Source organism: Streptomyces atroolivaceus (assembly GCF_000717025.1).
In the GTDB taxonomy this organism is placed as follows: Bacteria; Actinomycetota; Actinomycetes; order Streptomycetales; family Streptomycetaceae; genus Streptomyces; species Streptomyces atroolivaceus.
The window spans coordinates 1286757-1311758 of record NZ_JNXG01000002.1 but is presented as its reverse complement, the minus strand read 5'-3'; the positions used below and the strand labels follow the sequence as shown (position 1 = coordinate 1311758).

The 25002-nt window shown below is 71.8% G+C and carries 21 protein-coding genes and 1 pseudogene; 6 read left to right on the top strand and 16 right to left on the bottom strand.

The window, feature by feature from the left end:
- Positions 1 to 12 precede the first annotated feature (12 nt).
- The gene (locus tag OO67_RS09155; protein ID WP_033298612.1) at positions 13 to 459 is read right to left on the bottom strand and encodes an ATP-binding protein; all 447 of its coding nucleotides are present in this window, start codon (positions 457 to 459) and stop codon (positions 13 to 15) included.
- 112 nt (positions 460 to 571) lie between these two features.
- Here OO67_RS09155 and OO67_RS09150 point away from each other — a divergent pair, with 112 nt between their 5' ends.
- The 4 genes from OO67_RS09150 to OO67_RS09135 all read left to right on the top strand — a co-directional run bounded on the left by OO67_RS09150 (position 572) and on the right by OO67_RS09135 (position 4138).
- Complete coding sequence (locus OO67_RS09150) at positions 572 to 1396, top strand: helix-turn-helix domain-containing protein (protein ID WP_033298611.1); 825 nt, start codon at positions 572 to 574, stop codon at positions 1394 to 1396.
- On the top strand, positions 1393 to 1644 hold the full coding sequence (locus tag OO67_RS09145; protein ID WP_033298610.1) for a DUF397 domain-containing protein: 252 nt from the start codon (positions 1393 to 1395) through the stop codon (positions 1642 to 1644). The genes OO67_RS09150 and OO67_RS09145 overlap by 4 nt, the downstream gene beginning before the upstream one ends.
- Before the next feature lie 62 nt (positions 1645 to 1706).
- Positions 1707 to 2537: an SMI1/KNR4 family protein gene (locus OO67_RS09140; protein ID WP_244300074.1), complete on the top strand. Its 831-nt coding sequence runs from the start codon at positions 1707 to 1709 to the stop codon at positions 2535 to 2537.
- A 230-nt stretch (positions 2538 to 2767) separates the two neighbouring features.
- Positions 2768 to 4138: a cellulase family glycosylhydrolase gene (locus tag OO67_RS09135; RefSeq protein ID WP_033298607.1), complete on the top strand. Its 1371-nt coding sequence runs from the start codon at positions 2768 to 2770 to the stop codon at positions 4136 to 4138.
- 110 nt (positions 4139 to 4248) lie between these two features.
- On the opposite strand, the gene OO67_RS36360 is transcribed toward OO67_RS09135, so the two are convergent.
- Positions 4249 to 4392 carry a hypothetical protein gene (locus tag OO67_RS36360; protein ID WP_244300073.1) on the bottom strand — a complete coding sequence of 48 codons (144 nt, stop codon included), beginning with the start codon at positions 4390 to 4392 and terminating at the stop codon, positions 4249 to 4251.
- Positions 4393 to 4507: 115 nt separating this feature from the next.
- On the opposite strand from OO67_RS36360, the gene OO67_RS09130 reads away from it, so the two are divergent.
- The gene (locus OO67_RS09130) at positions 4508 to 5728 is read left to right on the top strand and encodes a M23 family metallopeptidase (protein ID WP_244300071.1); all 1221 of its coding nucleotides are present in this window, start codon (positions 4508 to 4510) and stop codon (positions 5726 to 5728) included.
- A gap of 83 nt (positions 5729 to 5811) precedes the next feature.
- Here OO67_RS09130 and OO67_RS09125 read toward each other — a convergent pair whose 3' ends face one another.
- The 12 genes from OO67_RS09125 to OO67_RS09075 all read right to left on the bottom strand — a co-directional run bounded on the left by OO67_RS09125 (position 5812) and on the right by OO67_RS09075 (position 19992).
- On the bottom strand, positions 5812 to 7122 hold the full coding sequence (locus OO67_RS09125; protein ID WP_033298605.1) for an NADase-type glycan-binding domain-containing protein: 1311 nt from the start codon (positions 7120 to 7122) through the stop codon (positions 5812 to 5814).
- Positions 7119 to 7718, bottom strand: a complete 600-nt coding sequence (locus OO67_RS09120) for a phage tail protein (protein ID WP_051709247.1) — start codon at positions 7716 to 7718, stop codon at positions 7119 to 7121. The genes OO67_RS09125 and OO67_RS09120 overlap by 4 nt, the downstream gene beginning before the upstream one ends.
- Positions 7719 to 7780: 62 nt before the next feature.
- Positions 7781 to 9739: a putative baseplate assembly protein gene (locus OO67_RS09115; RefSeq protein WP_033298603.1), complete on the bottom strand. Its 1959-nt coding sequence runs from the start codon at positions 9737 to 9739 to the stop codon at positions 7781 to 7783.
- Positions 9739 to 10182, bottom strand: a complete 444-nt coding sequence (locus OO67_RS09110) for a GPW/gp25 family protein (RefSeq protein ID WP_033298601.1) — start codon at positions 10180 to 10182, stop codon at positions 9739 to 9741. Before OO67_RS09110 ends, OO67_RS09115 begins: the two co-directional genes overlap by 1 nt.
- Positions 10182 to 12014, bottom strand: a complete 1833-nt coding sequence (locus OO67_RS09105; protein WP_033298599.1) for a VgrG-related protein — start codon at positions 12012 to 12014, stop codon at positions 10182 to 10184. The genes OO67_RS09110 and OO67_RS09105 overlap by 1 nt, the downstream gene beginning before the upstream one ends.
- Positions 12011 to 12736: a CIS tube protein gene (locus tag OO67_RS09100; RefSeq protein ID WP_033298598.1), complete on the bottom strand. Its 726-nt coding sequence runs from the start codon at positions 12734 to 12736 to the stop codon at positions 12011 to 12013. The genes OO67_RS09105 and OO67_RS09100 overlap by 4 nt, the downstream gene beginning before the upstream one ends.
- Positions 12737 to 12739: 3 nt before the next feature.
- Positions 12740 to 13177, bottom strand: coding sequence for a phage tail protein (locus OO67_RS09095; RefSeq protein WP_014153878.1), 438 nt, complete (start codon positions 13175 to 13177; stop codon positions 12740 to 12742).
- Between the two features lie 152 nt (positions 13178 to 13329).
- A complete protein-coding gene (locus OO67_RS09090; protein ID WP_157841658.1) occupies positions 13330 to 13563 on the bottom strand; it encodes a hypothetical protein in 234 nt (77 codons plus the stop codon).
- Between the two features lie 3647 nt (positions 13564 to 17210).
- Positions 17211 to 17369: a DUF6760 family protein gene (locus tag OO67_RS38935; RefSeq protein ID WP_014153881.1), complete on the bottom strand. Its 159-nt coding sequence runs from the start codon at positions 17367 to 17369 to the stop codon at positions 17211 to 17213.
- Entirely contained in the window at positions 17366 to 17848 is a 483-nt protein-coding gene (locus OO67_RS09085; protein ID WP_033298595.1) for a hypothetical protein, read from the bottom strand. Before OO67_RS09085 ends, OO67_RS38935 begins: the two co-directional genes overlap by 4 nt.
- Positions 17848 to 18291, bottom strand: coding sequence for a phage tail protein (locus OO67_RS09080; protein ID WP_033298593.1), 444 nt, complete (start codon positions 18289 to 18291; stop codon positions 17848 to 17850). Before OO67_RS09080 ends, OO67_RS09085 begins: the two co-directional genes overlap by 1 nt.
- Before the next feature lie 75 nt (positions 18292 to 18366).
- A complete protein-coding gene (locus OO67_RS09075; RefSeq protein ID WP_033298592.1) occupies positions 18367 to 19992 on the bottom strand; it encodes a phage tail sheath family protein in 1626 nt (541 codons plus the stop codon).
- Between the two features lie 342 nt (positions 19993 to 20334).
- On the opposite strand from OO67_RS09075, the pseudogene OO67_RS40775 reads away from it, so the two are divergent.
- Positions 20335 to 21246, top strand: a pseudogene (locus tag OO67_RS40775) (COG1470 family protein); the annotation flags it as partial.
- Between the two features lie 632 nt (positions 21247 to 21878).
- On the opposite strand, the gene OO67_RS09060 reads toward OO67_RS40775, so the two are convergent.
- Both OO67_RS09060 and OO67_RS09055 read right to left on the bottom strand, forming a co-directional pair.
- Entirely contained in the window at positions 21879 to 24050 is a 2172-nt protein-coding gene (locus OO67_RS09060) for an ATP-binding protein (RefSeq protein WP_033298588.1), read from the bottom strand.
- Positions 24047 to 24736: a Pvc16 family protein gene (locus OO67_RS09055; protein WP_033298587.1), complete on the bottom strand. Its 690-nt coding sequence runs from the start codon at positions 24734 to 24736 to the stop codon at positions 24047 to 24049. The genes OO67_RS09060 and OO67_RS09055 overlap by 4 nt, the downstream gene beginning before the upstream one ends.
- Between the last annotated feature and the right edge of the window lie 266 nt (positions 24737 to 25002).

The window sequence follows — 25002 nt, the reverse complement described above, 5'->3', positions numbered from 1 at the left end:
GAACACCTCCTGTTACGGAAGATGGTGCGCGCCTGGAACCGGTTCGACAAACTTACTTGCCGAAACCGCAAACTCGCACCAGACGGTCTTCCCTGGGTCCCGCTCCCCCACCCCCCACGCTCCGGCCAGCGCCCCGACGAGCACCAGCCCGCGCCCGCCCTCCGCGTCGGGCGCGGCGCACGCGGGTCCCCCGACCTCGCCGCCGCCACTGTCGCGCACCTCGATCCGGAGCACGCTCCCCCAGCCGACCTGGAGGCGGAAGCCCCTCCCGGGTGGCACACCGTGGATCAGCGCGTTGGTGGCGAGTTCGCTCACGCAGAGCAGCACACCGTCGAGGTCCACCTCGCACGCCCAGTCGACCAGCGCCGCCCGGACGAACTGACGCGCGAGAGGGACGGACCTGCGCTCACGTCGGTAGAACGCCTCGCGGAAGGCGACGAGTTGAGTTGATTCATTCACGGGGCGACTCTCACAGAAGGTCACTACGGTGAGTCACCGCGTCAGGTCGTACACCGCGTTTGTACGAGGGCTGACGGGTCCGGCGGGGCTCGCGTACGGGGAGAGGCACGTCATGCAATCGGTGCAGAAGAAGACCAAGCGGGTCACGTCCTGGCATGTGATCGGCGCGCAGCTCGCCGCGTTCCGCCGCGCGGCCGGTCACACACAGACGTCACTGGCCGACCGGTTCTGCGTGGGCGAGGACACGATCGCCTCGATCGAACAGGGCCGGCGGCCGCTCCAGGCCGATTTCGCGACCCAGCTGGACGAACTGCTGGACACCAAGGGGGTGTTGGGGGTCGCCGTGGCGAAGGTGCCGCAGAAGGAGCGGTTCCCGGCATTCGTGCAGGACTTCGTGGAGTACGAGCAGGAGGCGGTGACGCTGTTGTCGTACGAGAACCAGGTGGTTCCGGGGCAACTCCAGACCGAGGCGTACGCACGCTTCGTGTTCTCGTGCCTCTTCCCGCCCCTCGAAGAGGAACAGCGGGAGGAGTGGGTGGCCGCCCGGATCGACCGGCAGAAGCTCCTCGAACGCAGACCCCGGCCGATGCTCCACTTCATCCTGGAGGAAGGCATTCTGCGCAGCGAGATCGGGGACTCCACCATGCGGCGGGAACAGGTCCAGCACCTGCGACGGTGCATGGAACTCCCCTTCCTGGGACTGCAGATCATGCCGATGCGGCTCCCCAAGCACGCCGGCCTCGCGGGTCCGATGGTGCTTCTGGAGACCCCCGACCACGACCATCTGGCCTACGTGGAAGCCCAGCTCACCAGCGTGCTCCACGACGATCCGGATGACGTCAGTGTCCTCCAGCAGAAATATGGGATGCTGCGTTCGCAGGCGCTTTCCGTCGAGAGCAGCGCCCGCCTACTGGACGACCTGCTTGGAGAGTCATGACTCGCGCGGCACACGGCACGGATCTCTCGTGGTTCAAGTCCAGCTACAGCAGCGACCAGGGCGGCGACTGTCTCGAAGTCGCCTACGACTGGCACAAGTCCAGCTACAGCAGCGACCAGGGCGGCAACTGTGTCGAGGTCTCCGCGCACCGCGCCGCCGTGCACATCCGCGACTCCAAGGTCACCGACGGCCCGGTCCTGACCGTGCCCCCGGCCGCCTGGGCCGCGTTCGTCGCCTCCGCCGCCTGAAGGCGCGGCGCGTGACCGGCCCTCATGGCCCTCACGGCCCTCTCGCCCGGACAGCCGCAAGGGTGAAGTCGCCCGCCGTGGCGGTCGACGGCCGGGGAGACTGGGCAGCGGCCGAAGAAGCGCTGGGTACCCGGCTTCCGGAGGACTACAAGCAACTGGTCGAGACGTACGGACGCGGAGACTTCTGGGGTGCGCTGTGCCTGTGCACCCCGTTCGGTGACGACAATCCGGTCCCGCTCGTGGCGGACCTTCTGGACGACTACGGTCCGCTGCGCGACTTCTCCCCCGAGTCGTACCCCTATCCGCTCTTCCCGGAGCCCGGCGGGCTGCTCGCCTGGGCGGTGACGGAGAGCGCGGCACGCGTGTGCTGGCTCACGGTCGGGTCTCCCGAGTCCTGGCCCGTGGTGATCTGGTCACGGGACGACGACTACGAGCGGTTCGACTGCGGGGCCGGCGCGTTCCTCGACGGACTGACGAGACGCAGCATCCCCACCGAACTCCTGCACCACGACCCGGAGCTGACCCCCTGGTTCGACCCTGCGGTCGAGCTCGACCACGTGTACGTCCGCCTGGGCGAAGGGCCCCGTCCATACGCGGAGCGCCTGCGGATCCTGCGCGACACGCTCGCGCCGACGGCGGACCGCGGCGGGTACGAGCACAACGGTCAGCGGCAGGACCACTTCGCCGTCGACGGCACCGACTGGCTCGTGACGTACGAGTCGGCCTACGGTCATCAGCTCCGGGTCGCGTTCCCGCCCGCCGACAGCGCGGCGGCCCGCCGCGCCGTGCTGGCGGCGGTGGACCTCATGGGGTGCCCCGTCCGGTCGGCCGACACCATTCACGGCACGTCGTCCTGGGGGCCCGAGCCCGCGGACGGGTCCCGGGCGCTGTGACCCGCTGAGCGGCCCTCGGCAGGCCTCCTCGCGCACCGCTTGACCAGGCCATGAGCGCCGCCGCGCTCCGTCGACCGCCTCTTCCGCCGCGTCGTACGGCCCCTGCCCCTGCCAGCCGAAGCCGGTCGGATCTCTGTACGCACATCGACGCACCGGTGTACGGTCTCGGGCCGATGGGCCTTGGGAGCGCTCCCACCCCCCACTCTCCGCTTCACACGAGGAGGAACGCCATGAAACGCCTGTTCGCCTTACTCGCAACCTTCGCCACCGTCCTGGGCCTCACGGCAGCATTCAGCCCCCCGGCGGTGGCCGCCACCGGCTGCAAGGTCGACTACACAGTGACCAGCCAGTGGACGGGCGGCTTCCAGGCCGGCGTGAAGATCACCAACCTGGGCGCCCCGGTCACCGGATGGACGCTCGCGTTCACCATGCCGGCCGCGGGCCAGAAGGTCACCCAGGGCTGGAACGCGACCTGGTCACAGTCCGGCTCGGCGGTCACCGTCGTCGGCGTCGACTGGAACCGCACGCTGGCGACCGGCGCGGCGGCGGATGTGGGCTTCACGGGCACCTTCACGGGCGCCAACCCGAAGCCCACGGCGTTCACGCTCAACGGAGTCGCCTGTACGGGCTCCCTCGAAGAGCCCCCGCCGGTCCCGGTCGACGGCACCCCCGTGGACGTCAACGGACAGCTCCACGTCTGCGGCGTGAACCTGTGCAACCAGCACAACCGCCCCGTTCAGCTGCGGGGCATGAGCACGCACGGCATCCAGTGGTTCGACCGGTGCTACAACGCCGCGTCCCTGGACGCGCTGGCGGACGACTGGAAGTCGGACCTGTTCCGCATCGCCATGTACGTGCAGGAGGACGGCTACGAGACCGACCCGGCGGGCTTCACCGGCCGCGTGAACGACCTGGTCGACATGGCCGAGGACCGTGGCATGTACGCGGTGATCGACTTCCACACCCTGACGCCGGGCGACCCCAACTTCAACCTCGAACGCGCGAAGACGTTCTTCGCCTCCGTCGCCGCCCGCAACGCCGGCAAGAAGAACGTGATCTACGAGATCGCCAACGAGCCCAACGGCGTGAGCTGGTCGGCGGTCAAGAACTACGCCGAGCAGGTCATCCCGGTGATCCGGGCCGCCGACCCGGACGCGGTCGTCATCGTCGGCACCCGTGGCTGGTCCTCGCTGGGGGTCTCGGACGGCTCCAACGAGAGCGAGGTCGTCAACAACCCCGTCAACGCCTCCAACATCATGTACGCGTTCCACTTCTACGCCGCGAGCCACAAGGACAACTACCGAGCCGCGCTGAGCCGGGCGGCCTCCCAACTGCCGCTCTTCGTGTCCGAGTTCGGCACGGTGAGCGCGACCGGCGGCGGGGCGATGGACCGGACGAGCACCACGGCCTGGCTGGACCTGCTCGATCAGCTGAAGATCAGTTACGCGAACTGGACCTACTCCGAGGCCCCCGAGAGCAGCGCGGCCTTCAAGCCCGGCACCTGCAACGGCAGCGACTACGGCAGCAGTGGCGTGCTGACCGAGTCAGGGGCTCTGCTCAAGAGCCGGATCAGCACTCCTGACAGCTTCCCCACGAGCTGACCCCGGGCGGGGCTCCGGCCGGACCGGAGCCCCGCCTCGACGCCCCGGCCCGCCACCCTGTCGGGCCGTCGGTTCGTCTCAGGCCCGCATGATCCCCCCCGCTCGGACGTTCAGGTGACGGGACGGCGGTAGACCTGCCGTGAGCCGCCTTCCGGGCCGGGCTCCTCCACCATCGGCCCGAACCAGTCCTCGACCTGGGCGGCCGGCCCGAGGAATGCGGTGACGTCCTGCTCCCGAGCAAGCCTGACGATCACTCAGACAGTGTCGCAGAGAGCTCGATCAGGCCTGCGGGGCTGCGGCAGAGCCCCTCCGCGACTGATGGCATAGTGAGTATCACCGCGACGGTCGATCAGGGGGAGTGTCGGGTCTGTGAGGATCGCTCGCTGGATGGTGCCGGTCATCGTCGGGGTCGTGATGACGCCGTTGTCGATCGGTCTCGGAGCCGTTCTGCTCGGGACCTTCGACGACAGCGAGGCGGCCGGCGGAGACGTCCCGGAGCCGAAGGCCACCGAGCTGAAGGCGGGCGACGTGGGTGTTCCCGTCATCTACGCCAAGCTCGTGCGCGACGCCGCGGCCGACTGCGACGAGAAGCTGCTCACCGCGCCCGTGCTCGCGGCGCAGTTGAAGCTGGAGAGCAACTTCAACCCGAGGGCCAGGTCGATGCCGGCCGAGGGGCCGGCGGACGACGAGGGCTCGCTGACGGACCCCCGGAGCGCGGAGCAGCGGGCAGCGGACAGCAGGACGGACGAGGAGAGCCTCCCGGGCGACACCCTCGCCGGCGAACCCACCTCCGGCGAGGCCACGTCGGGCGAGATCCTGCCAGGAGGGGCTCCGGCGGAACGGCCTCTCACGAGGGGCATCGCGCAGTTCTCCGACGCCGACTGGGCGACCCAGGGGATCGACGGCAACAACGACGGTGTCAAGGACGTCCTGGACCCGGCGGACGCCATACCGTCGCTGGGCAAGAGGATGTGCGAACTCCTGCTGACCGCGAAGAAGCATCCCGGGTTCCGGGGCACTCCCCTGGAACTGGCCCTGGCGGGGCACCGCGTGAGCTGGAAGACGGTCGAGAAGTACGGCGGCGTGCCGCGCGCGAGTGGAGCGGACGGGGAGACGTACGAATACGTCAAGGCCGTCATGAGGTCCTACCCGCAGATGGTCGTCCCGGTCGGCGGCAACGGAGTCGGCGGCTGGACCCTGCCCGTCGAGGGGCCCGCGGGCACCCCGTACCACCAGCGGGGCTCCGCCTGGTCGACCGGACTGCACACCGGTGTCGACTTCGTGATCCCCAGTGGGACGCAGGTCAAGGCCATCGGCCCCGGCGAGGTGGTCACGGCCGGGGCCGGCGGCGACTACGGGAACCAGGTCGTCATCCGCCACGAGGACGGTACGTTCAGCCAGTACGCCCACCTCTCCGAGGTGAAGGCCGTCGTCGGCCAGAGCGTCCAGGGCGGCACGCTCATCGGCTGGTCCGGCGAGACCGGCAACGCCACGGGGCCGCATCTGCACTTCGAGACACGCACGGGGCCCGCGTTCGGGTCCGACATTCCCCCCATCCCGTATCTGCGGACCAAGGGCCTGATCCTCTGAGGGGGGCCGCCTCCTCGCCGTGGCCTTCTGAAAGGCCACGGCGAGGAGGCGGGTGTGTTCAGGAGCGGCAGTGGGGCCGGGCCCTACGTGCCGCTGGTCGTGGCGCGGGTGAAGAACTCGATCTCGGCGATCGAGACCTGCTTGTCGGGGCCCGTGTTGAACGCCGAGCGTATGACGAACCGCACGCTGATGACGTTCTCCGCACGGAACTTCCGCTGCTGGGGGCCGCTCATCTGGTCGAGTTTGATGGGACGCGTGGTCTTCTTCCCGTCGGCCGTGGTGATGATCGCGTCCATACGGTGCGGCAGCGCGGCCTCGGCGAGGTCGGGCGCCTTGGTGGAGATGCCCGAGGTGATGAGGATGTTCAGCAGACGGGTGGGTTCCTGGAAGCGCGCCTCCACCCACTCGCCCTCGGCGGACTGCGAGACGCCGGGGCCCCACCAGCTGTTGCTGACCTTGTCGAAGAGCACCTTCGGCGGGTGTCCGCCGAAGGAACGGGACGCCGCGGCGGAATCCGGGGTGACCTGGGCCCGCTTCGCGAAGTGGTCGCGGGCCGCGTTCCACGCCGTACTCACGTTGAACGCCGCGTAGATCACCAGCCCGAGCGCGAGGCCGTACACGATCCAGGTGAAGATGCGGCCGATTCCCCGGCGCAGCCTCGGGCGTTCGCCCGCCCACGGCGCCGGCCGGTTGCCGAACTGCCCCATCCGGCGCCACCAGGGGCGCCGGGCCTCCGGAACGCCGGGGCGCTCCGCGAGGGACATGCCGCAGCGCCGGCAGAAGTGCCGGTCGGGCCGATTGCCGACCTCGCACCAGTGGCACGGGGGGCCGGTCTCGTCGGCCGGTTCGCCGCCGGGGGCCTGGACCCGGGGGCGGGCCGCGGCGGGCACGCCGGGGAGGACCGGGGCGACTTCCGGTACCGGTTCGGCGGCGCGCTGGTCGGCGACCGGTACGAGCAGCGCCCTGGCCCGCGCGCTCGCGTCCGCGTCCGGCGTCGCGGCCGGAGCGGCGGAGGCCGCCGGGATCGTGGGCAGGGTGTCGTCCTCCTCGGGCGTCACCGTCGGCGGAGCGGTGCGTACGGGTTCGCGCACCGTGTTCGCGCCCGCGGCGTCGGCATCCGCGGCGGCCGGCGTGACCGACCCGGAGTCAGGGCCCGAATTCGCCGCAGCGCGCGGGGTGGCCGGGGTGTCCGCGCCGGGTGGCCGGCCCGCCGTACCCGCCCCCCGGCTCCTCGAGTCCGGGGTCCAGCTCAGTACCGCGCCGCAGCCGTCGCAGAAGGACTGCCCCAGGGGCGGCAGCGTGCCGCACTCGGCGCAGTGACGTGGCTCGTTCCCCGTGCCGCCGGCCCCAGCGGGAGGGGGTGGCGTGGAGGGGGAAGCCTGCTGACTGGTCACCTGTCGGAAGTCCTTTCGGGGGTGGTCACGTGGACCGTGTAAGGCATATGGGCGGGGCGAGCTGCCGCTACGAGGCGCTCCAGCCGGTGCTCGGCGGCGGGGTCGGGCTCCGGCAGCGTGACGGTGACGTGCAGATGCGGGCGGCGCTCGCCGGGGACCGGGCCAAGGGGCCTGGCGTCCCAGGCGGCCGCGCCGCTTTCGGTGATCTCCGGCTCCACGCCGAAGGCGAGCCGCACCGCCTCGGACAGTCCGCGCCGGGTGCCGCGGATGCGGTGCAGCCGTACGGCGGCGGTCACCGCGGCGCGCAGCGCGACCGTCGCCTCCGTGTCCTGCGGGTGGCCGGTGGACGGAGCGGTGAGCGCGGCCTCCGGCAGGTCCCGGCCCACGGTGTCGTCGGCGCTCCCGGCCGTGGTGGGCCCCTCGGTCTCCGCGCCCACCCAGCTGCCGAGCCAGCGGGTGAAGTCCGCGGGCGCGAGCGACGGCGTGAAGTAGGCGTCCAGACAGTCGAGCACGTTGTGCAGCGGCGCGAGTACCTCGTCGAGGCCCGCGACGAAGCGCTGGGCGAGATCGTCGTCGGCGAACACCGCCGGCAGCATCACGCCCAGCGGTGCCGAGGAGCCGAGTCCGTCGACGGAGCCGCGCGTGCTCCCGCCCGTGCTCACGACGCGTCCCCTATCACCCGGACACGGTGGTCGAACGAGAAGACGAGCGCGGGGGGTTCGAGATCGATCCGCTCGGTGGGGTCGCCGCGCTTGCCGCTGAGCGGGTCGGCGGGGTGCAGCAGCACCTCGTCGACCAGTTCCACGCCGGGCACCCGTTGCAGCACCGCGAACACCTCGCCCGCCTGCACCGGGCGGCCGAAGGGCCAGCCCGTGCCGTGGGCTCCCCCGGTCAGCGGGTCGAGGTGGCGGTACAGGGCGTCGTGCGCCTGCCGCCTGACCCGGTCGGTGTCGGTGCCGCGGAAGGCGTGCACCGTCGCGACGACCGTCACACCCTGGTAGAAGGGCGGTCCGACCGCCAGTCGGGTGCCGATCAGGCGCCGCTCGTCCAGGTACCGGGTGATGCGCCCCAGCAGGGCGTCTCCGGGGACGAGTTGCTCGAAGCGCAGCCGGCCACCCGGATCGGACACGGCCTGCGGGACGACCAGCACGCGTACGGCGTGCGCGCCGTGCTCGTCCGGCTCGGCCGCGAGGCACGTGATGCGCGCGGTCTCGGGCGCCGCGCGGCGCGCGAGTTCCTCGTAGTCCCGCAGGGTCACGGCGCGGTCCTGCGCACTCAGCGCGATGGGCGCCCTGCTCTTCGCCTCCTCGACGGTCTCGCCGTCGACCCCGCCGCTCGCGGCCTCCCGGTTGACGACGTCGGAGACGTACGGGATCGAGTCGCGCAGCACCTGGATGGCGCCCCTCGCGACGTTGCCCGCCTTCCCGCCGCCCGTACGGTAGCGGCGGGCCCGGATGGGCGCGCCCTTGGGCGGTACGGCCCCGTACTGGCGCAGAGTGCCGTCCTGCTCGCGAACGGACGGGCCGAAGGCGACTTCGCCGGTGGTCGCGTCCAGGGTGATGTGCCGGTCGTCGGGGCCCGAGGCCGCGAAGTGGCCGACCGTCTCCCAGTCGACCCAGCCGTCGCGCTCGGCGACCTGGAGGAGCAGCGGCTGCGCGTCGCCGACGACGGGGCTGTTGGCCAGCCGCAAGCGGTGTCCCGGCAGCCCGGTGGACTCCCCCAGCGCCTCGTCCCGCACCGTCTCGGCGTGCACGACACCGGTGGTACCGCCGATGCTGAACGCCTCGGCGGAGCGGATGGTGGGCGAGGTGGTGTAGAAGGGCTGGCCCTGTTCCGGCTCGGTGACCCGGCAGCGCAGCCAGCCCGCCTCGCGCCGCCCGGTGCGGGAGAGCGCGTGGCCGCCGGGGACGTGCAGCACGACCTCGCCGGGGCGGTTGAGCCCGCCGGTGGTGTCCCGTTCGACGTCGCAGCCGATCCAGCCGTCGGCGGTCCACGCCTCCCAGGCGAGCGGCGGCTGTCTGGGGTCGACACCGACACCGTCCACCTGGCTGTCGAGCTCCAGGACGACCACGCACTCCGGTACGGCGGCGCTGAGCCCGAACAGCATGCGGTCACCGGGGACCGGCGCCTCCGTGAAGCAGTGCACGTCCTTGGACTCGGCGAGGTCCGAGGTGCGGTCGACCGCTTCCTGACCGGCCGGCTGGACCACGAGGTAGGACAGCTCGCAGGGCACCACCGTGAGGTCGCGCTCGGTGGCGAAGACCACCGCGTCCTCGGTGGGGGTACGCACCGTGGCCACCTCGGTGCCCGTCGCCAGCACGACGGGCTGCTGTTGCGGCGCCGACAGCCAGAACGTGACATCGGCACGCGCCGCGGAGGGAGGGAAGAGCGTGATCCCGATGAGGTCCAGGAACGCGAGGTGGTTCTTCTCGGGCACCCGGTTGAGCCGGTACACGATCTGGTCGGCCATGTGGGCGACCGTCTCGACCAGGGTCACGCCCGGGTCGGAGACGTTGTGGTCGGTCCACTCGGGGGCGCGCTGCTGGATGTAGCGCTTGGCGTCGTCGACGAACTGCTGGAAGCGCCGGTCGTCGAGGTTCGGGGAGGGCAGGGCCATCAGCGGTCGCTTCCAAAGTGCTCGTCGGGCGTGCCGGACCCCTCGGGCCCGTCGTGGGAGGGGATCACGTAGAACGGGAAGACAAGGCTGCGCGGGTTGTTGGTGCCCGTGATCGAGTAGCGGACGTCGATGAAGAGCACGCCCTGTTCGTCACCGGCCGTCACCGTGACGTCGTCCACCTCGATGCGCGGTTCCCAGCGGTCCAGGCAACTGTGCACCTCGTGCTGGATCCGGCCCGCGGTCGCCTCGTTGACGGGGGCGAACACCATGTCGTGGATGGCACAGCCGAATTCGGGGCGCATCGGCCGCTCACCGGGCGCGGTGGAGAGCACGAGTCTGATGGCCTCCTCGACCTCGCGCTCCCCGCTGACCATGGCGATGCCGCCGGTGGGACTGATGCGCAGCGGGAAGGCCCATCCGGAGCCGACGAACTGTTCTGCCATCAGATCACCGGCTTCAGGTTGGAGGTGAGGAGGCCGAAGGACTTGACGTTGACCGCCTTCAGGCCGATGTCGATGCCGGCGGTGATCTGCAGGGAGGCCCCCGCGGTCAAGGACAGCGCGCTCGCCGCGTTGAGGCTCATGCTCGCCGCGTTGATGTTCATCGGTCCGCCGCTGCGGATCGTCAGGGAACCCACCGCGTTCAGCGAGAGGTTGCCGCCCGCGTTGACGGCCACGGCGCCGGTCCCCCGGATGGAGACCTTTCCCTTGCTGTCCACGACGATCTCGGTCTTCGTCCGGTCCAGGTTGATGGTGAGCCGGTTGTCACCGGTGGAGAGCCGCACCCCGCGCTTGAGGCCGACGCTCTGGTCGAGCAGGTCGATACGGTTGTTGCTGCGGTCGGACAGGGTGCGCCTGGTGACCTTCCCGCGCGTCGGGTCGTACACCGGCACGTCGACGGGATCCGGCTTGTCGACGCCGTTGTAGAGGCCGCCGATGACGTACGGGTGGTCGAGGGCGCCGCGGTCGAACGCCACCAGCACCTCGTCGTCCACGTCCGGCGAGATCATGCTGCCGCCCTTGACCCCGCCGAACTGGACGGTCCGGGTCCAGTCGCTGACGTACATGTCGTCCAGCCACGGGAACCTCAGCTTGACCCTGCCCTGCCTCAACGGGTCCTTGATGTCGGTGACCAGGGCGTTGGCGACGCTCGGCAGGCCGGCCGACCCCGCCCCGCCGCCTCCGGAGGTGAGCCCGTACAGCGAACGCCACTGACGGCCGCTGACGTTCAGGAACGTCTCGTAGTGCTCCTGGTCGCCGAAGGTGTGGCGGGCCGCCGTGACCGTGTACTTGCCCTGGAACGGCTTCCCGACGTCCGTGAGGGTGACGGCGACGCCCGGACGCAGGGCGGTGTTGCCTCGCGCCGTGACCTCCACCTCGGCGAAGGAGGAGGTCACGTCGTCCGCCATGGCGTCGGCGGCGTGCTTGACCTCGTCGAGCTTGTCGTAGGGCGTGTCGGTCACGACGAGTTCGGCCGGGCCGAACTTCTTGGACACCTCTGACGGCTTCGTACCGATGACGAATCCCGAGTTGTCCGATGCGGGCGCCTTGGAGACCAGGGGCAGTTTGCTGGTGACGTTCCAGCCGCGCGCCTCGACAGCCGTCACCTGGTCGGCCGAGGTGACCGCAGCGCGGCAGCGCAGGATCTCCTCGCCTCCCTTCAGGACGAGCGCGCCCTTGCCGCCCGGCGTGCTCTCCGGGGGAGCCAGCGCCGCCCGCTGCCGCTTGACGAACTGGAATCTGCCCCTCGAGTTGATGGACATCACCATCTCGTTCTCGTCCGCGAGCCGCTGGACGAAGTCCCAGTCGGTGACGTTGGCCTGACTGATGAACTCGTACTGCCCCTTGGTCCGCTGGGTCTTCCCCATCGGAATGCCGTTCTTGCGGGCCAGTTCGACCGCGATCTCGGTGGCGGTCTTGTTCTTGTACGCCGCCACCCTGCGCTGCCGGAGCATGCGGTGGCCCTTGTCGTAACCACGGATGACGGTGAAGGTACCGGTGCGGTCGTAGTCGGTCTCCAGGGCGGTGACCTCCGCGGTGATCAGCGGCGTGCCCTTGCCGTCCGAGAGGGGCGTGATGACCACCGGCGCGCCGATCTCGACGTTCAGCTTGGCGAGGATGTCCTTCTTGTCGTCACGGAAGGTGAGCTGGAAGGCGCCCGGCACCCCCGCGCCGAAGTCGACGCGGCCCGCCACCAGCTTCTTGTCCTCCGGGGACCTGAGCTTCGTGCCGGCGATCTGCACCGTGAGGACGTTGGAGAAGCCGATGTCGCTCATCCGGCGCCGACCTCTTCCGCGGCCGGAAGCATCAGTTCGACACCGGGCGTCAGCGCCTTCGGGTCGTCGATGTCGTTGGCCTCGGCGATCGTGCGCCACACCGTGGCGTCTCCGTACTCGCGCCATGCGAGGAGCGGGAGCGAGTCGCCGGCCACGACCCGGTGCACCCGGCGGCTGGTGAGCGCGCCGGAGGTGGGGTTCTGGCCGGGCGTGCTGCTCGGGATCTCGTGCAGGTTCACCTGGCAGACGGCCCGGATCGGCATTCCGTTGGTGTTGAAGAGGGTGTACTGGGCCTCGACGGAGCTGACGTACGCGTTGAAGCGGGCAGTGGAGAAGGCACCCCACTCGAAGACCACCCACGGGGTCGACGGCTGCTTCGCCGCGATGCTGGCGGTGGTCGTCTCGCAGCAGGAGAAGAGGGCTTCGACCTTCTTGCGCACGTCGTTGCTGTCCGGGTCGTCGGAGCGGTCGAGGAAGATCTCCACCGTCATCTCCCGGGGCTCGGGCCCCATGAACTCCGGGACGGCACCGTCCCGCACCGCAGCTGTGGGCGTGGTCTTCCACTGGGCTCTGCGGGTCAGCGACAGCTGGGACGGGTTGAAGTCGAAGTTGAACGTCTTCATGAGCGCACCGGGCCTGGTGCTGCTGCCGATCGGCGGCTGGTGGATGGCGAGCGTCGCCCGCACCAGGCTGTCACCGACACCGAAACTGGGAAGTTTCACGGTTTACGCCTCCCCCGCGTCCGTGAATCCGTGGTGGGCGATCTCCAGGACCTCGGTGGCCACGGCGGGGCTCGCCGGGTCGAAGGAAGGACCGCGCCAGCTCACCGGGAGTACGTCGATCAGCCCCCACTGGGCGACCATCGAGCCGTCCGCGCGCAGCGCGGCGATCTGCCCGGTGGGCCGGGTCACCCCCGTGGTGACGGACGAGATCCACTCCGCCACCTTCGCGGTCTCCTCGGTGAGGGGCCGGGTCAGCGTGATGTTGGAGAAGGTGACACGGGACGGCAGCTGCCAGACGAATCCGTTGTTGCCGCCCTCCTGCCGCTGCTCGATCTCGACCTGGGACGAGAGCCCTTCGCAACCGTTGAAGTTGCCCAGGCTCTCACCGTCGATGGTGAGGTTGAAGAAGATGGTGGAGCCTGCGTCGAGTTCCTGGGGCATCCGGTGGGGCCTTCCTGCGGTTCCACGTGCGGTTCGGGGCGGGGGGTTCCGGCGGGGCCGGACGTACGGGGCTTGCGGGCTTGCGGGCTTGCGGGCTTGCGGGCTTGCGGGCTTGCGGGACGGTTCCTGCAGCCCGGTTCTCGCGGGGTCTGTCAGTGGCGTGGGTCGCGCAGTTTGCCGATCCGCTCACGGTCGAGCCGTAGCTCGTTGCGCAGCAGCCGGGTCAGCGGCCCGATCATCCGGTGGACCAGCTCGGCCATCTGGTCCTCCTTCAGTTCACGCGGTTTGAACTGGCTCGTCACGGAGGGCCCGGGCCTGTCCTGGGAGCCCTCGCCGTCGCCACTGCGCTGCACGGCTGCGGACGTCGCGCGGCTCGGTGCGGTCACACGCGCAGGAGCGGGGGCTGATGGCCGGGCCTGGACCGGAACCACGGCCGGGGGCTGAGAGGGCCGGGAAGCCGAGGCGGCGGGCGCCCGCTGCACGGGGAGTGCGGCGGGCGGGGCGGGCCGTGCGGGCGCCAGGGACACCACAGGGCTCCGGACAGGCCGGTCCACGGAGGCGGCCGGGACACCGGAGGCTCCGGGAACAGGGAAGGCTCCGGGAGCGTGGGAGCCGCCGGGAGCCCGGACACCACCGGGGGCGTCCGACACCGGCGTACGGGCGACACCTCCCGGGACGGGCGGCGCCGACGCGGACACGGAGCGCTGGACGACCGGGAAGGCCGCGGCGGCACCGTGGGGACGGTGTCCTCCGCTGCCGCCTTGCACCGGCGCGGACGGCATCGCGGGAGCGGCCGCGGGAGAGGCGGACTGGGCGGCTGTCCGGGGCAGTGGGCGGACGGCGGCAGGGGACGCCGAAGCCGCCGCGGAACGCTGTACCGCAGGCCGCCGAGCAACGGCAGGTCCGGCGGCCCCCGGAACCGCGGCTGCCGTGGCCCCGCTCCGGACGCGTCGCAGACGCACGGCGGCCGGGGCGATCTTCGTCGTCGGCCCGGGGAGGGGCGACTGCGAGGAGCGTGGTGCGGCACCGCGGACGCCCGGCAGCGCCGGTGCCCCGGGAGCGGCCGCGCGCTGCACGGCGGCCGGAGAGCCACCGGGCACCGGGGCTGCGTCGGGTCGCCGCGGGGCGCCCGCCGGAACGTTGGCCACCCCCGCAAGAGGGGTCACGGGCTCCGGCCCCACCGGCGACGGCGTGAACCCGGCGGCCGTGACCGGCCGCGAGGAACCCACCAGGGGGGCGACCGGCATGGGCCGCGACCGCGACACCGAAGGAGCCTCGGCCGACGCCACGGGCACGGCGGAAGCAACGGATACGGCGGGCGACCGCACCACGGACTGCAGGGCACTCGTCGGGGCGGCAGGGGTCCGAGCCGCAGGGGCACCGGAGGCCGGAGCGGGGGCGGGGATCCGTGCCGTGGTCCGGGGCGTGGGCGGTGGCTGGGCCAGGGACGACCGCTGCACAGGCGGCGCGCCGCCCCGACGGCCGGATGCGGGTGTGTCGTTCGCGACGGGCCGCACCGGCTCACGGTTCGCGGAGCCGGGTGCGGGACCGGGGCCAGGTGCGGTGCTGGGGCCAGGTGCGGTGCCGGAGCCGGGTGCGGGACCGGGGCCGGGTGCGGTGCCGGAGCCGGGTGCGGGACCGGGGCCAGGTGCGGTGCTGGAGCCGGGGCCGGGTGCGGGCAGCGACCGTGTGCGGCTCGCAGGCGGGACGGCCGAAGCCGTCCCCGGCCGCCGCACCTGCACGGTGGGCAGTGCCGCCCGCTGCACCGGTGTCGCAGCGGCCGGCCGGGCTGCTCCGGCTCCGCGCGGCACCACGGGCCGCGTCGGGCCCGCCGGCGGGACGACTCCGTCTGCGCCGTCCCCGGCGGATCCGACGAGCGGCCGTACAGGCGCGCCGGGCACCGTCGCACCGGAGGCGCCCGCCGGACCGCCGGCGACCGGAGCGGAACGGCGAACCGCGGCCGGACGCGCTGGTGCCGAAGGGGCGACGGCACGGGGACCGGATGCGGGTACCGGGCCCGGGGCGGGCAGCCGCCGCACCGACGGTTCTCCCTCGGGGCGGGAGGCACCAGCCGTACCGCGCGGCGTCGGCACAGCACCGGGGTCAGTGGTGACCGAGGCGGCGAGCCGCTGCACGGGCGTGGAAACGTCGGCCCTTCGCTCGGTCGAGCCGGCCGCCCTCGCGGAGTTCACACGCGTCGGGACGACAGGCCGCCCAGGGGCGGCGGTGACGGGCACCGGCACCGCGCCGCTCGCACCCGCACCGGAGCCGGAGGGGCTGGACGGGCGGGGAGAGCCGGAGGGACGGGCAGAGCTGGGGGGACGGGAAGAGCTGGAGGAGCCGGAGGGCTTGGAGGAGCCGGCCTCAGGAACCGGGCCGGCCCCGGCTGTCGTCGGCCCACGTCCACTCGGCGCCGCCCCGTCAGCAACAGCGCGCCGCTGTACGGGCAGCGCCCGCTCTGGAGCGGCAGCGGGCGCGGGAGCGGGCCCGGCAGCGGGAGCAACCGGCCCCGGCGCAGGCCGCGCGGGCGGCGACGGTGCGGGCGGCGACGGCGGCGGGGATGCGGGCCGCGACGGCGGGGCGCTCGGCCGGCCGCCAGCCGCCGGTGAACGCTGCACGAGGGGTGTGTGGCCGGGAGCCGGGGCACCGGCCTGCCGACGCGCCCCGGGGGCAGCCGCCGGGTTCGCCGCCTGACCGCCGACAGGCCGGCTCGACGGAGCGCCCAGCCCGGGCCGGACGGCCGGACGTGGCCCGGGGGCGCCCGTTCCCGGCGTACCGGCCCCGGACGTGCCCGGTCCCGACGTGCCGGCCGGGCGCACGACAGCTTCGGGCCCGGCCTCAGGAATCCTGCGTACAGGAGGCGTTCCGCCGTTCCCGCCGCCGCCGGACGCGTGCGCCCGCCCCGACGGCACTCCGCCCCCGGAGATGCCCAGGGGCGTGACTGCCGGCGACTCCGGTGCTTGCGGGGACGGTCGCACGACGGGGGCGGCGATCCCGCGACGCTGCGGCGCCGGGGAGGTCCGCGCCGTCGGTGGCGCCGGGGGCACCACCGGTCCTGACATCGGGGGGCCGAGCAACGAGCGCCGGGGCGGCGCGGAGCCCGCCGGTCCGGCCGCCCGGCCGGGAGCGCTCGCCTCGCGTCGCTGCACGGGGAGTGAGGCGGTGTGAGCCGGACGGGTCCGGTCCGACGGCGGTGCCGCCTGGGGCGCCCCCGTCGGCCCCGGTCGCCGGGGGCCCGGCGGCTCGGTCCGCGCGGAACCGCCGGGGGGCCCGTCCTGGCCTCCCTCCGGGCGCTGCACACGGACAGCCCCGGCCGGAGTCCCGGCGGAGGGCGGGAGGGCAGGGCGGGGAGCGGGAGCCGGAGAAGGGGTGCCGGAAGGCGAAGACACGGACGTCGGACCGGACGTCGCCACGGACACCCGATCGCCTGTCCCGGCTGCCGCCGGGGCAGGCGTCGTCCTGCTCGGCGCCACCGCGGGCAGCACCCTGCGCTGGACCGTGCCCGGGGCTGAAGCCCGGGTCAGCGCCGAGGGCGTGGGCCCCGGCCGGGGCCGGGCGGGAGCGACCCGCGGTCCCAGGGCGCGCTGGACCGCAGGCCCCTGCCAGCTGCCCGGGCCGCCGGCCTCCCCTTCACCGTCGTCGGCTACAGCGGCCGCCGGGTGGAACCTGGCCTCGCCGGGGGCTGCCGGCCCTGAGCCCAGGGGGAACGACACCGTGTCCTTGATGAGCCCGGTCGGAGCATCGTCCAGGACCGCGTGCGAGAGCGTCCCGGAGAAGGAGTGGTTCTGCCAGGCGGCCAGCGAGCCGCCGAAGTCCGCGGACGCGACCGTCTGCCTCGCCGGTGCCCGCATCGCGCGCTGGATCGGCGGCAGACCGGCCCAGTCCCGTCCCCGTCCGGGAGCACCGGCACCGTCACCGGCGGACGGCTCTGGGGCAGGGGCGGGTGCCGTGCCGCCCCCGCCCTGCTCCTGGCCCAGGCCACGGCTCTGGTTCCCGCCTCGGCCCCGGCCCTTGAGCCGGTCGAATATGCCCATCACCGCTCCGTCGCAGCACGCGTCACCAACGTGGCGATCTGCTCGGCATAGCGCCGCCGCTCACGGTGTTCCAAATCCAGGATGTCGTCCAGGTTCCAGTGGAAGTGGTAGGCGATGTACGCGATCTCCTCATGAATCCGGTCGGTCGCGTACGTCACGATTCCCCCAGGCGGCTCCCGCCGAGCTCGACCTCGAACGGCTGCTCGCAGTGCGGGCAGGACACGCCGGCCCTGGTGTGGCCCTCGGCGTTGACCTGACGGTAGAAGTCCTGCAGAAAGGCGAGGTCGGAGGCGAACATGTTCTCCACCACGCCGTCGTGCATGTGTGCCACGGTGCCCAGCTGGGTGATGACCCGGCCGAGCAGCACCACCGAGAGATACGCGGGGTTCTCCTGCACCCGCATGTCCCGCAGCGGGATCAGCTCGTCCCGGGCGGTCGCCAGCCGCATGACGCCCTCGCGATGCACGGTTCCCATGTCGTCCACGTACCCGCGCGGCAGCTCGAACGCGAACTCCGTCCGCAACTGCTGCCGTGCGGGCGGTGCTTCCGCCGGTGCGACGGCCGGGGCCGCCACGTCCGCGGGAGCGGACGTGGCGGCAGCGGCGCCGGTGGCGGGCCTGGCAGGTCCGCGGCGCATTACTCGGTGACCAGCTCTTCGTAGACGATCGTGACGGTCTCGGTCATCACGGAGGCCTCGCCCGCCGTCGCCGCCGCACCCATCACCTTGGTGCACCAGGCGTTGCGCAGATGCTGACGCCTGACCGGGTTGTACTGGTAGTCCATGTAGATGATGCTCGCGTTCTTGCGGGCCGAGCCCATGTCACCGCGCAGCGAGGCGTTGATCCACTCGGTGAAGGCGGTGGACTGCTCCATGCCGCGCGTCACGGTGGTCTCGCCGGCCTTCTTCACGCCGGGCATCTTCTTGGTGATCGGCTGGCCGTTCGCCGAGACCTGCTGGTACTCGATGACGTCCTGTTCCATCCCCACCTCGCCCACGGCGTGGAGGTACTCGACCATGACTCCGTCGATCTGGAGGCCGAAGTTGTGGGTAGTGAGGGCATCACCCTGGGAGAGACTCATGAAAGCCGTTCCTTCTGCTGGTGCTGGGGCCTGTGGCTGTACACGAAATCAAGCTGGTCCGGAGTGTGTGAGGTTCTACTCCTCCAACTCACCGCTGCCGCCGGAGAACTGAGCCAGCCGGAAGATCACGAACTCGGCGGGCTTGACCGGCGAGACGCCGATCTGGCAGATGACCCGTCCCAGGTCCACCGACTCCGGGGGGTTGGTCTCGGCGTCGCACTTCACGTAGTAGGCGTCCTCGGGCGTGGCGCCGAACAGCGCGCCGCTGCGCCACTCCGTCACCAGGAACGCGGAGATGTTCCGCCTGATCCGGGCCCACAGCGCCTGGTCGTTGGGCTCGAACACCACCCACTGCGTGCCGTTGAGGATCGACTCCTCCAGGTAGTTGAAGTACCTGCGGACGTTGAGGTAGCGCCAGGCCGGGTCGGAGGAGAGGGTGCGCGCGCCCCAGACGCGGATGCCGCGGCCGGGGAAGGTGCGGATGCAGTTGACGCCGATCGGGTTGAGCAGGTCCTGCTCGCCCCGGGTGATCTGCATCTCCAGGTCGACAGCGCCGCGTACGACCTCGTTGGCGGGGGCCTTGTGCACGCCGCGCTCGGAGTCGTTACGGGCCCAGATGCCGGCGACGTGGCCGCTCGGCGGGATCAGCCGGGTCTGGCCACCGGCCGGGTCGAAGACCTTGATCCACGGGTAGTAGAGCGCCGCGTACTTGGAGTCGTAGTTGGACGTCTCCTGACGCCACACCCGGATCTGCCTGGCGTTGAGGCCGGGCGGCGGGTCGATGATCGCCAGCCGGTCGCCCATCAGTTCGCAGTGGGCGATCAGACCGAGCTGGACGGCCTTCACGGCCTCCAGGTCGATCGCGCCACGCTGGTAGGCGGCCATCAGGTCGGGGACGGCGACCATCGAGATCTCGTCCACCGCTTCGAGACCGCCGAAGCCGGTGCGGTCCGAGGAGTCACCCAGGTACTCGGCGATGCCGACCGACTCGCCCTCCGCCGCGTCCGGGACCGCGGGGGTCTGCGCGGCGACGGGCGCCTCGAGCGCGACCGTCTGGTTGTCGGGGCGGGCCAGTTGCGAGGCCGCGGCGCCCTCCAGCACGGAGATCAGCTTGGAGCGTTCCCTGACCTGCGTGACCACGTAGTTGCGGGCGCTCTTCTTCGCCGAGACGTCGAAGGTCTCGACGGGCTTCGCACCGTCCTTGACGACCAGCCGGAAACGCTCGGCGGGGCCCTCGCCCTCGGCATCCGTGACCTCGACGCTGAGGGTTCCGCTCTCGCCGGGCGCGACGGCCGAGACCTTGAACGTACCCAGAGCCTGGGGCTCCCCTGCCGTCAGTGCGGCGGGCGCGGCGGCACCGCCGGCGACGGCCGGCCGGCCGCGCTGTCCGCCGACCGGGTCGGTGCCCTCGCCGGCCGCGCCCGTCACTCCGCCGGGCGCTCCGCCCACCCGGACCACGTAGGCGGCGGACCCTCCGTTGTTGAAGAAGCCGTACACCGAGTGCGCCAGGAAGTAGCCGTCGGTGAACTCGCCGAAGGAAGCCACGTACTGGGTCCAGTTGGTGACCAGCGTCGGCTCGTTCAGCGGACCGTCGGGCGCCAGCCCGACGAATGCGGCCACCGAGGTGCCGACCCCCTCGATCGGACGAGAGCCGCTGGCCACCTCTTCCACGTACACGCCCGGCGACAGGTAAGACGGCATGCTCTGCTCTCCTCGGGGTACCGATACAAGACCAGACTCACCTTCGCGGCTCGGACACAACCGGGTAAACGTCCTCCAGTGCCTCATCAAGGGCACCGAACCTGCCCCCAGGGGCACGGGGAGAAGACCTCGAGGCCGTCTCCCGCCACCAGGGCCCATGGTGGGACGTGACGGTGCGGCACCGGCCGCCGCACCCTGGAGTGCGGGCGGGGCGCGCCCCCGCACCGCTCGAGCGGAGTCGCACGCGAGGGGGTTCGGGGGCAGCGGGCGTTACCTTTCGGGCAGCGGCACTACCCTGCGGCCTCTGACATCGCCTCTCCCGCGGGCAGTAGCGTCCGTCGGGTGACCACCTGGACATCTCTGGAGCCCGCCTCGACCACCGTCGACCCGGGCAGCAGCACCACCGTACGACTACGTCTGCGCAACACCGGTGACGTCGTGGACGAGTACCGCTTCGAGGCGGTCGGCGACGTCGCACCGTACGTCTCGGTGGAACCGCCGTCCATCAGGCTCTTTCCAGGTACCACCGGAGTCGTGGAACTGACCTTCGCCCCGCCCCGCACCCCGGACGCGACCGCGGGACCGCACCCGTACGGTGTCCGCATCCTGCCCACCGAGCACCCCGAGGCAACCACGGTCGCCGAGGGGAACGTCACCTTCACCACGTTCATGGAGGTGCGGGCCGAGCTGGTCCCGCAGACCGTCAAGGGACGCTTCAGGGGCCGGCCCAAGCTGGCCGTCGACAACCTCGGCAACACCGTGCTCACGGCGTCGATCGGCGGCGGCGACAAGTCCACCGACGACCTCTCGTACGACATCGTCCCGTCCAACGTCCAGATCGAACCCGGCCGCGCCGCCTTCGTCGACGCGACTCTCAAGCCCCGGCAGATCACCTGGGCGGGACAGAAGCAGGAGAGGCCCTACGAGCTGTCGGTGCGGCGTTCGGGGTTCGAGCCCCTGGCGGTGAACGGGACGTACGTGCAGCGCAGTTTCCTGCCGCTCTGGATGATGACCACGCTGAGTCTGCTGCTCGCTCTCACCATCACCGGCCTCGTGCTCTGGTTCACCTACAAGGCACCGGTGCGCACCCTCGCGAAGGAACAGGTCCAGAAGGTGGCGGCCACCGCGCTTCCGGAGGAACCGCCGGAGCAGCCCACCCAGAAGCCCACTCAGGACACCGAGTCCTCCGAGGAGCCCGGTGGGTCGGACGGCGGCGGGGGCGGCGGAGGAGGGCAGGAGGAGAAACCCGAGAAGGAGGAGAAGAAGGTCGAGCGGGGCCCGCTCCCCCTCACGTCGGAGGACGAACCGAACCTCTTCGTGCAGTTCGCACAGGTACGGCTGACCGTGGGGGCGGGCGGCTGCAAGCTGACCGCCGAGCACACGGTGGGCAAGCTGGACGCCGCGACCGTGAAGGCGCTGAAGTGCTTCCAGCAGTCCAACAAGTCCTCGTACGGATCCTTCAGTACGCTGGCGGAGAGCGACGGGCTCGGGAACCTGGGCCGCGCCACCATGACCGCGCTCCTGGCGTCGCACTTCGTCGACGCGAAGACGGTGCCGCTGAGTCTGGACGAGTCCAGCCCGGAGGTCCCCTGGGTGCGGAACATACTGCTCTGGGGCACCCAGGCCGAGATCGATGACGGCGACCTCGCCACGACGGTCAAGTACACGAAGGCCAACATCGACTACCTGCAGAAGCACGTGCAGCTCAAGGAGAAGCCGACGCAGGGCCTCATGGACAGGATCAAGGAGTACCAGGGCCAGTTCGCGGCCGAGAAGACCGGGGTCCTCGACGAGCTGACGCTCAACAAGACGAAGGTGGGCTGGATCAACGGGCAGGACGAGCCGGGCACGGTGACGGCCGAGGACTGGCCCCCGGCGCTTCCGGCTCACCAGGACGCGTCGTCCAGGACCAGCCGGCCCGCCTTGCGGTATTCGCGCTGGGCGCCCGCCAGCAGATCCGCCGTCGACACGCCGTCGCCGCGGCCCGCCGCCGCGTACGCGGCCGTGACGACCGCGCTGCGGATCGAGCCGCCCGCCAGCTCGAAGTCCGCCGCGCAGGACGCCGGATCGATGTCGTCGGCGCACGGGACATGGGCGAGGCTGTGCCACCAGAGCGCCAGGCGCTGTTTCTCGTCGGGGAAGGGGAAGTCGACCACCAGGTCCAGCCGGCGCGTGAAGGCGTCGTCGATGTTCGAGCGCAGGTTGGTGGTCAGCAGGGCGATGCCGTCGAACGACTCCAGACGCTGGAGGAGGTAGGCGCTCTCCATGTTCGCGTGGCGGTCGTTGGAGCTGCTGACCTCGGAGCGCTTGCCGAAGACGGCGTCCGCCTCGTCGAAGAGCAGCACCGCGTCCGTACGGTCGGCCTCGGTGAAGATCCGCTCCAGGTTCTTCTCCGTCTCACCGACGTACTTGTCCACGACGGACGGCAGCTGTACGACGTAGAGATCCAGGCCCAGCGCACCCGCGACCACCTCGGCGGAGAGCGTCTTGCCGGTGCCGGAGTCGCCCGCGAACAGCCCCACCACGCCCCGCCCGCGCCCGCCGCCCGCGCTCAGCCGCCAGTCGCCGAGCACCCGGTCGCGGTGCTGGGCCCGGAGGACCAGTTCCCGTAGCTGCGCCAGCGGGCCCTCGGGCAGCACGAGGTCGCTCCAGCCGACGTCGGGCCGGATACGGCGGGCGTGCCGTTCGAGACCGGACGCGGACTGCTGCCGGGCCGCGAGCCGCAGATGTGCGGCGGACAGCTCCGTACCGTCGAACGCGGCGAGGTCCAGTGCCGCGCGGGAGGCGCGGTCGATCCCGCCGGGCCCGAGCCGGTACGCGGCGACGACCGGCGCCAGGTCGAACTCCGGTTCCTCGCCGAGCGCCGCCCGCCAGGCGTCGATGTCGCCGGCACGCTGCCGGGGCGCGTCCAGCACGACGGGGTCGCGCCCCCTGTCGCACCACTGCGGGTCGTACGGGCGCGGGTCCGCGAGCAGCACCGGGACGTCGTTCACCGCGAGCGCCCGGATCAGCTCCTCGGGCCTCTCGGGCAGCGAGGACACCACGATCGCCCGGCCGGTCAGCCTCGCCTCGCGGAGCAGTTCCCGGTACGGGAGGCGCTCCCCCGCCGTGCGTTCCACCGGCGCGTCCTCCTCGGGACGGTGGGCCACCGTGCTTTTCCCCGGGGCGAGATGCAGGGCCGGGACACCGGCCGCGCCCAGGGCCACGGTGGCGAAGGCGAGCCCGTCTCCGTCGCGGTGCTCACGCAGGTAGACCGTGAGCGGACGCGCCGAGAGCTGCTCGGCCAGCCTCCGTACCAGCGGGTCCACGCCGTCCGCCCCGCCCGTGCCGGTCGCACCCTCCGGGCTCTCCGCGTCCTCCGCGTCCGCTTCCGCGGGCAGGAACGGAAGCAGGCGTACGGTCCCGAGCAGCGCCGGGTCCGGGGTGTCGTCGCCGAGCAGGTGGGCCACGACCCGGTCGGGAACGCGCAAGGAGCGGCTGAGGAAGGGGCGTTCGGGATCGTCCATCTCGATCAGTCCGCGCGTGAGCAGACGCGCGGCCGGATGGAACCGGGCCCGTCCCGCGGCGGAGTGCGTGGGCACCCCGCACAGGTCGAGCGCGAGCGCGACGGTCGCCCGGCGGCGTGTGACGTCGTCGTTGAGGTAGCCGTACAGCGACTCGAAGGTGCGGTCCAGGTCGGGCGCCAGCGCGATCAGCAGGATCTGGGTGTCGAGCGGGCTGAGCTCCAGCCAGTGGGCGAGCCAGTGGAGACGGTCGTCGTCGGGCGGCTCGGAGGGCTCGGTCTCCTCCGGCGTGTCCCGCGTCTCCGACGTCTCCGGCTCCTCCGTGGTCTCCGGCTCCCCGGACCCGTCCGGCTCGTCCGGCTCGACCCGGCCGGAGGGAGAGGCGCCCTCCGTACTCCGGGACAGCAGGTGCCGTACCGCGTCATCCGTCAGGTACATCCCGCGCATCGGGTCGGTGGCCGTCGGGTCCGTGGCGCTGCGGTGCTCGACGAGGAAGGCCACCCGCTCGCGCAGATCTGCGAGCCGTTCGAGCAACGGGGAGGCGAAGTCACTCACTTCCGCTGCTCCCGGAGCGTTCCTGTCGCGCCGTGCTTCTGCGCGAAGTCCTCCTTGGCGGCGCCGACGCTATCCTCGCTGTGGTAGCGCACGGGACTGTCGTCGGGCCGGCCCTCCGTCCCACGTACCTGGACGCCGAGCCCTTCCGTGACGGGCGGACCGACCCTGTACTCGGGGTAGGCGAGGAAGGGCGCGGTGATCACCACGTCGAGCGAGGGTTTGAGTTCACCGCCGAGCGCGGACCAGATGTCCGCGAGTGAGCGCGCCTCGGTGTGCAGCCCCGCGACGGTCAGCGGGACGGAGAGGCCCAGTCCGGCGAGTGTGCCGGTCAGGTCCTCCGGGGGGAGGATCTCCTTGGGCAGCAGCGTGTGCAGTACGGCGGAGAGCATCCGATGTTCGTCCTGCGGGCGCTTGGTCCAGGCCGTGACGAGGTACGAGAGCCGGAACCAGCGTGGCGGCTGGTGCTGTTTGAGGACGATCCCTTGCTCGTCGCGCAGCGACATCTTGCCGCGCTGACGCCGCTTGGTGTCCTCGCGGATGTCGTAGAGATACGCGTCGATGGTCGGGGCGTTCCGCCGGGCCGCCCAGTCGCGCGTCGGGGCGTCGAAGGTGACCTCGACGTCGGACCCGGCGAAAGCGCCGCGGGTGAGCAGCCCTCTCAGGATGTCATCCACCTCGTGGATCACGGTCGTCCTGCCCTTCACCGTCGCTGCCTGTCACAGCTCCGCTCGTCGCCGAACGGACCGCCACGGAACGACCTGTCCTGTATCAACCTGTCACTGCGCCCGGCCGGACCGTCCGTGGCCCGGCCCGACGCGGGCAGGCCTCGGAACGGAGCGCCCCAGTCCATCGTCGCCGTCAGGCCGCCCGCCCCGCGAGGCGCACGGGGGACGGCCGGGGGGCAGTCCCGCTACCCCCGCGTCACCCCGGTCCTGCCCTCCGGGCCCTTGCG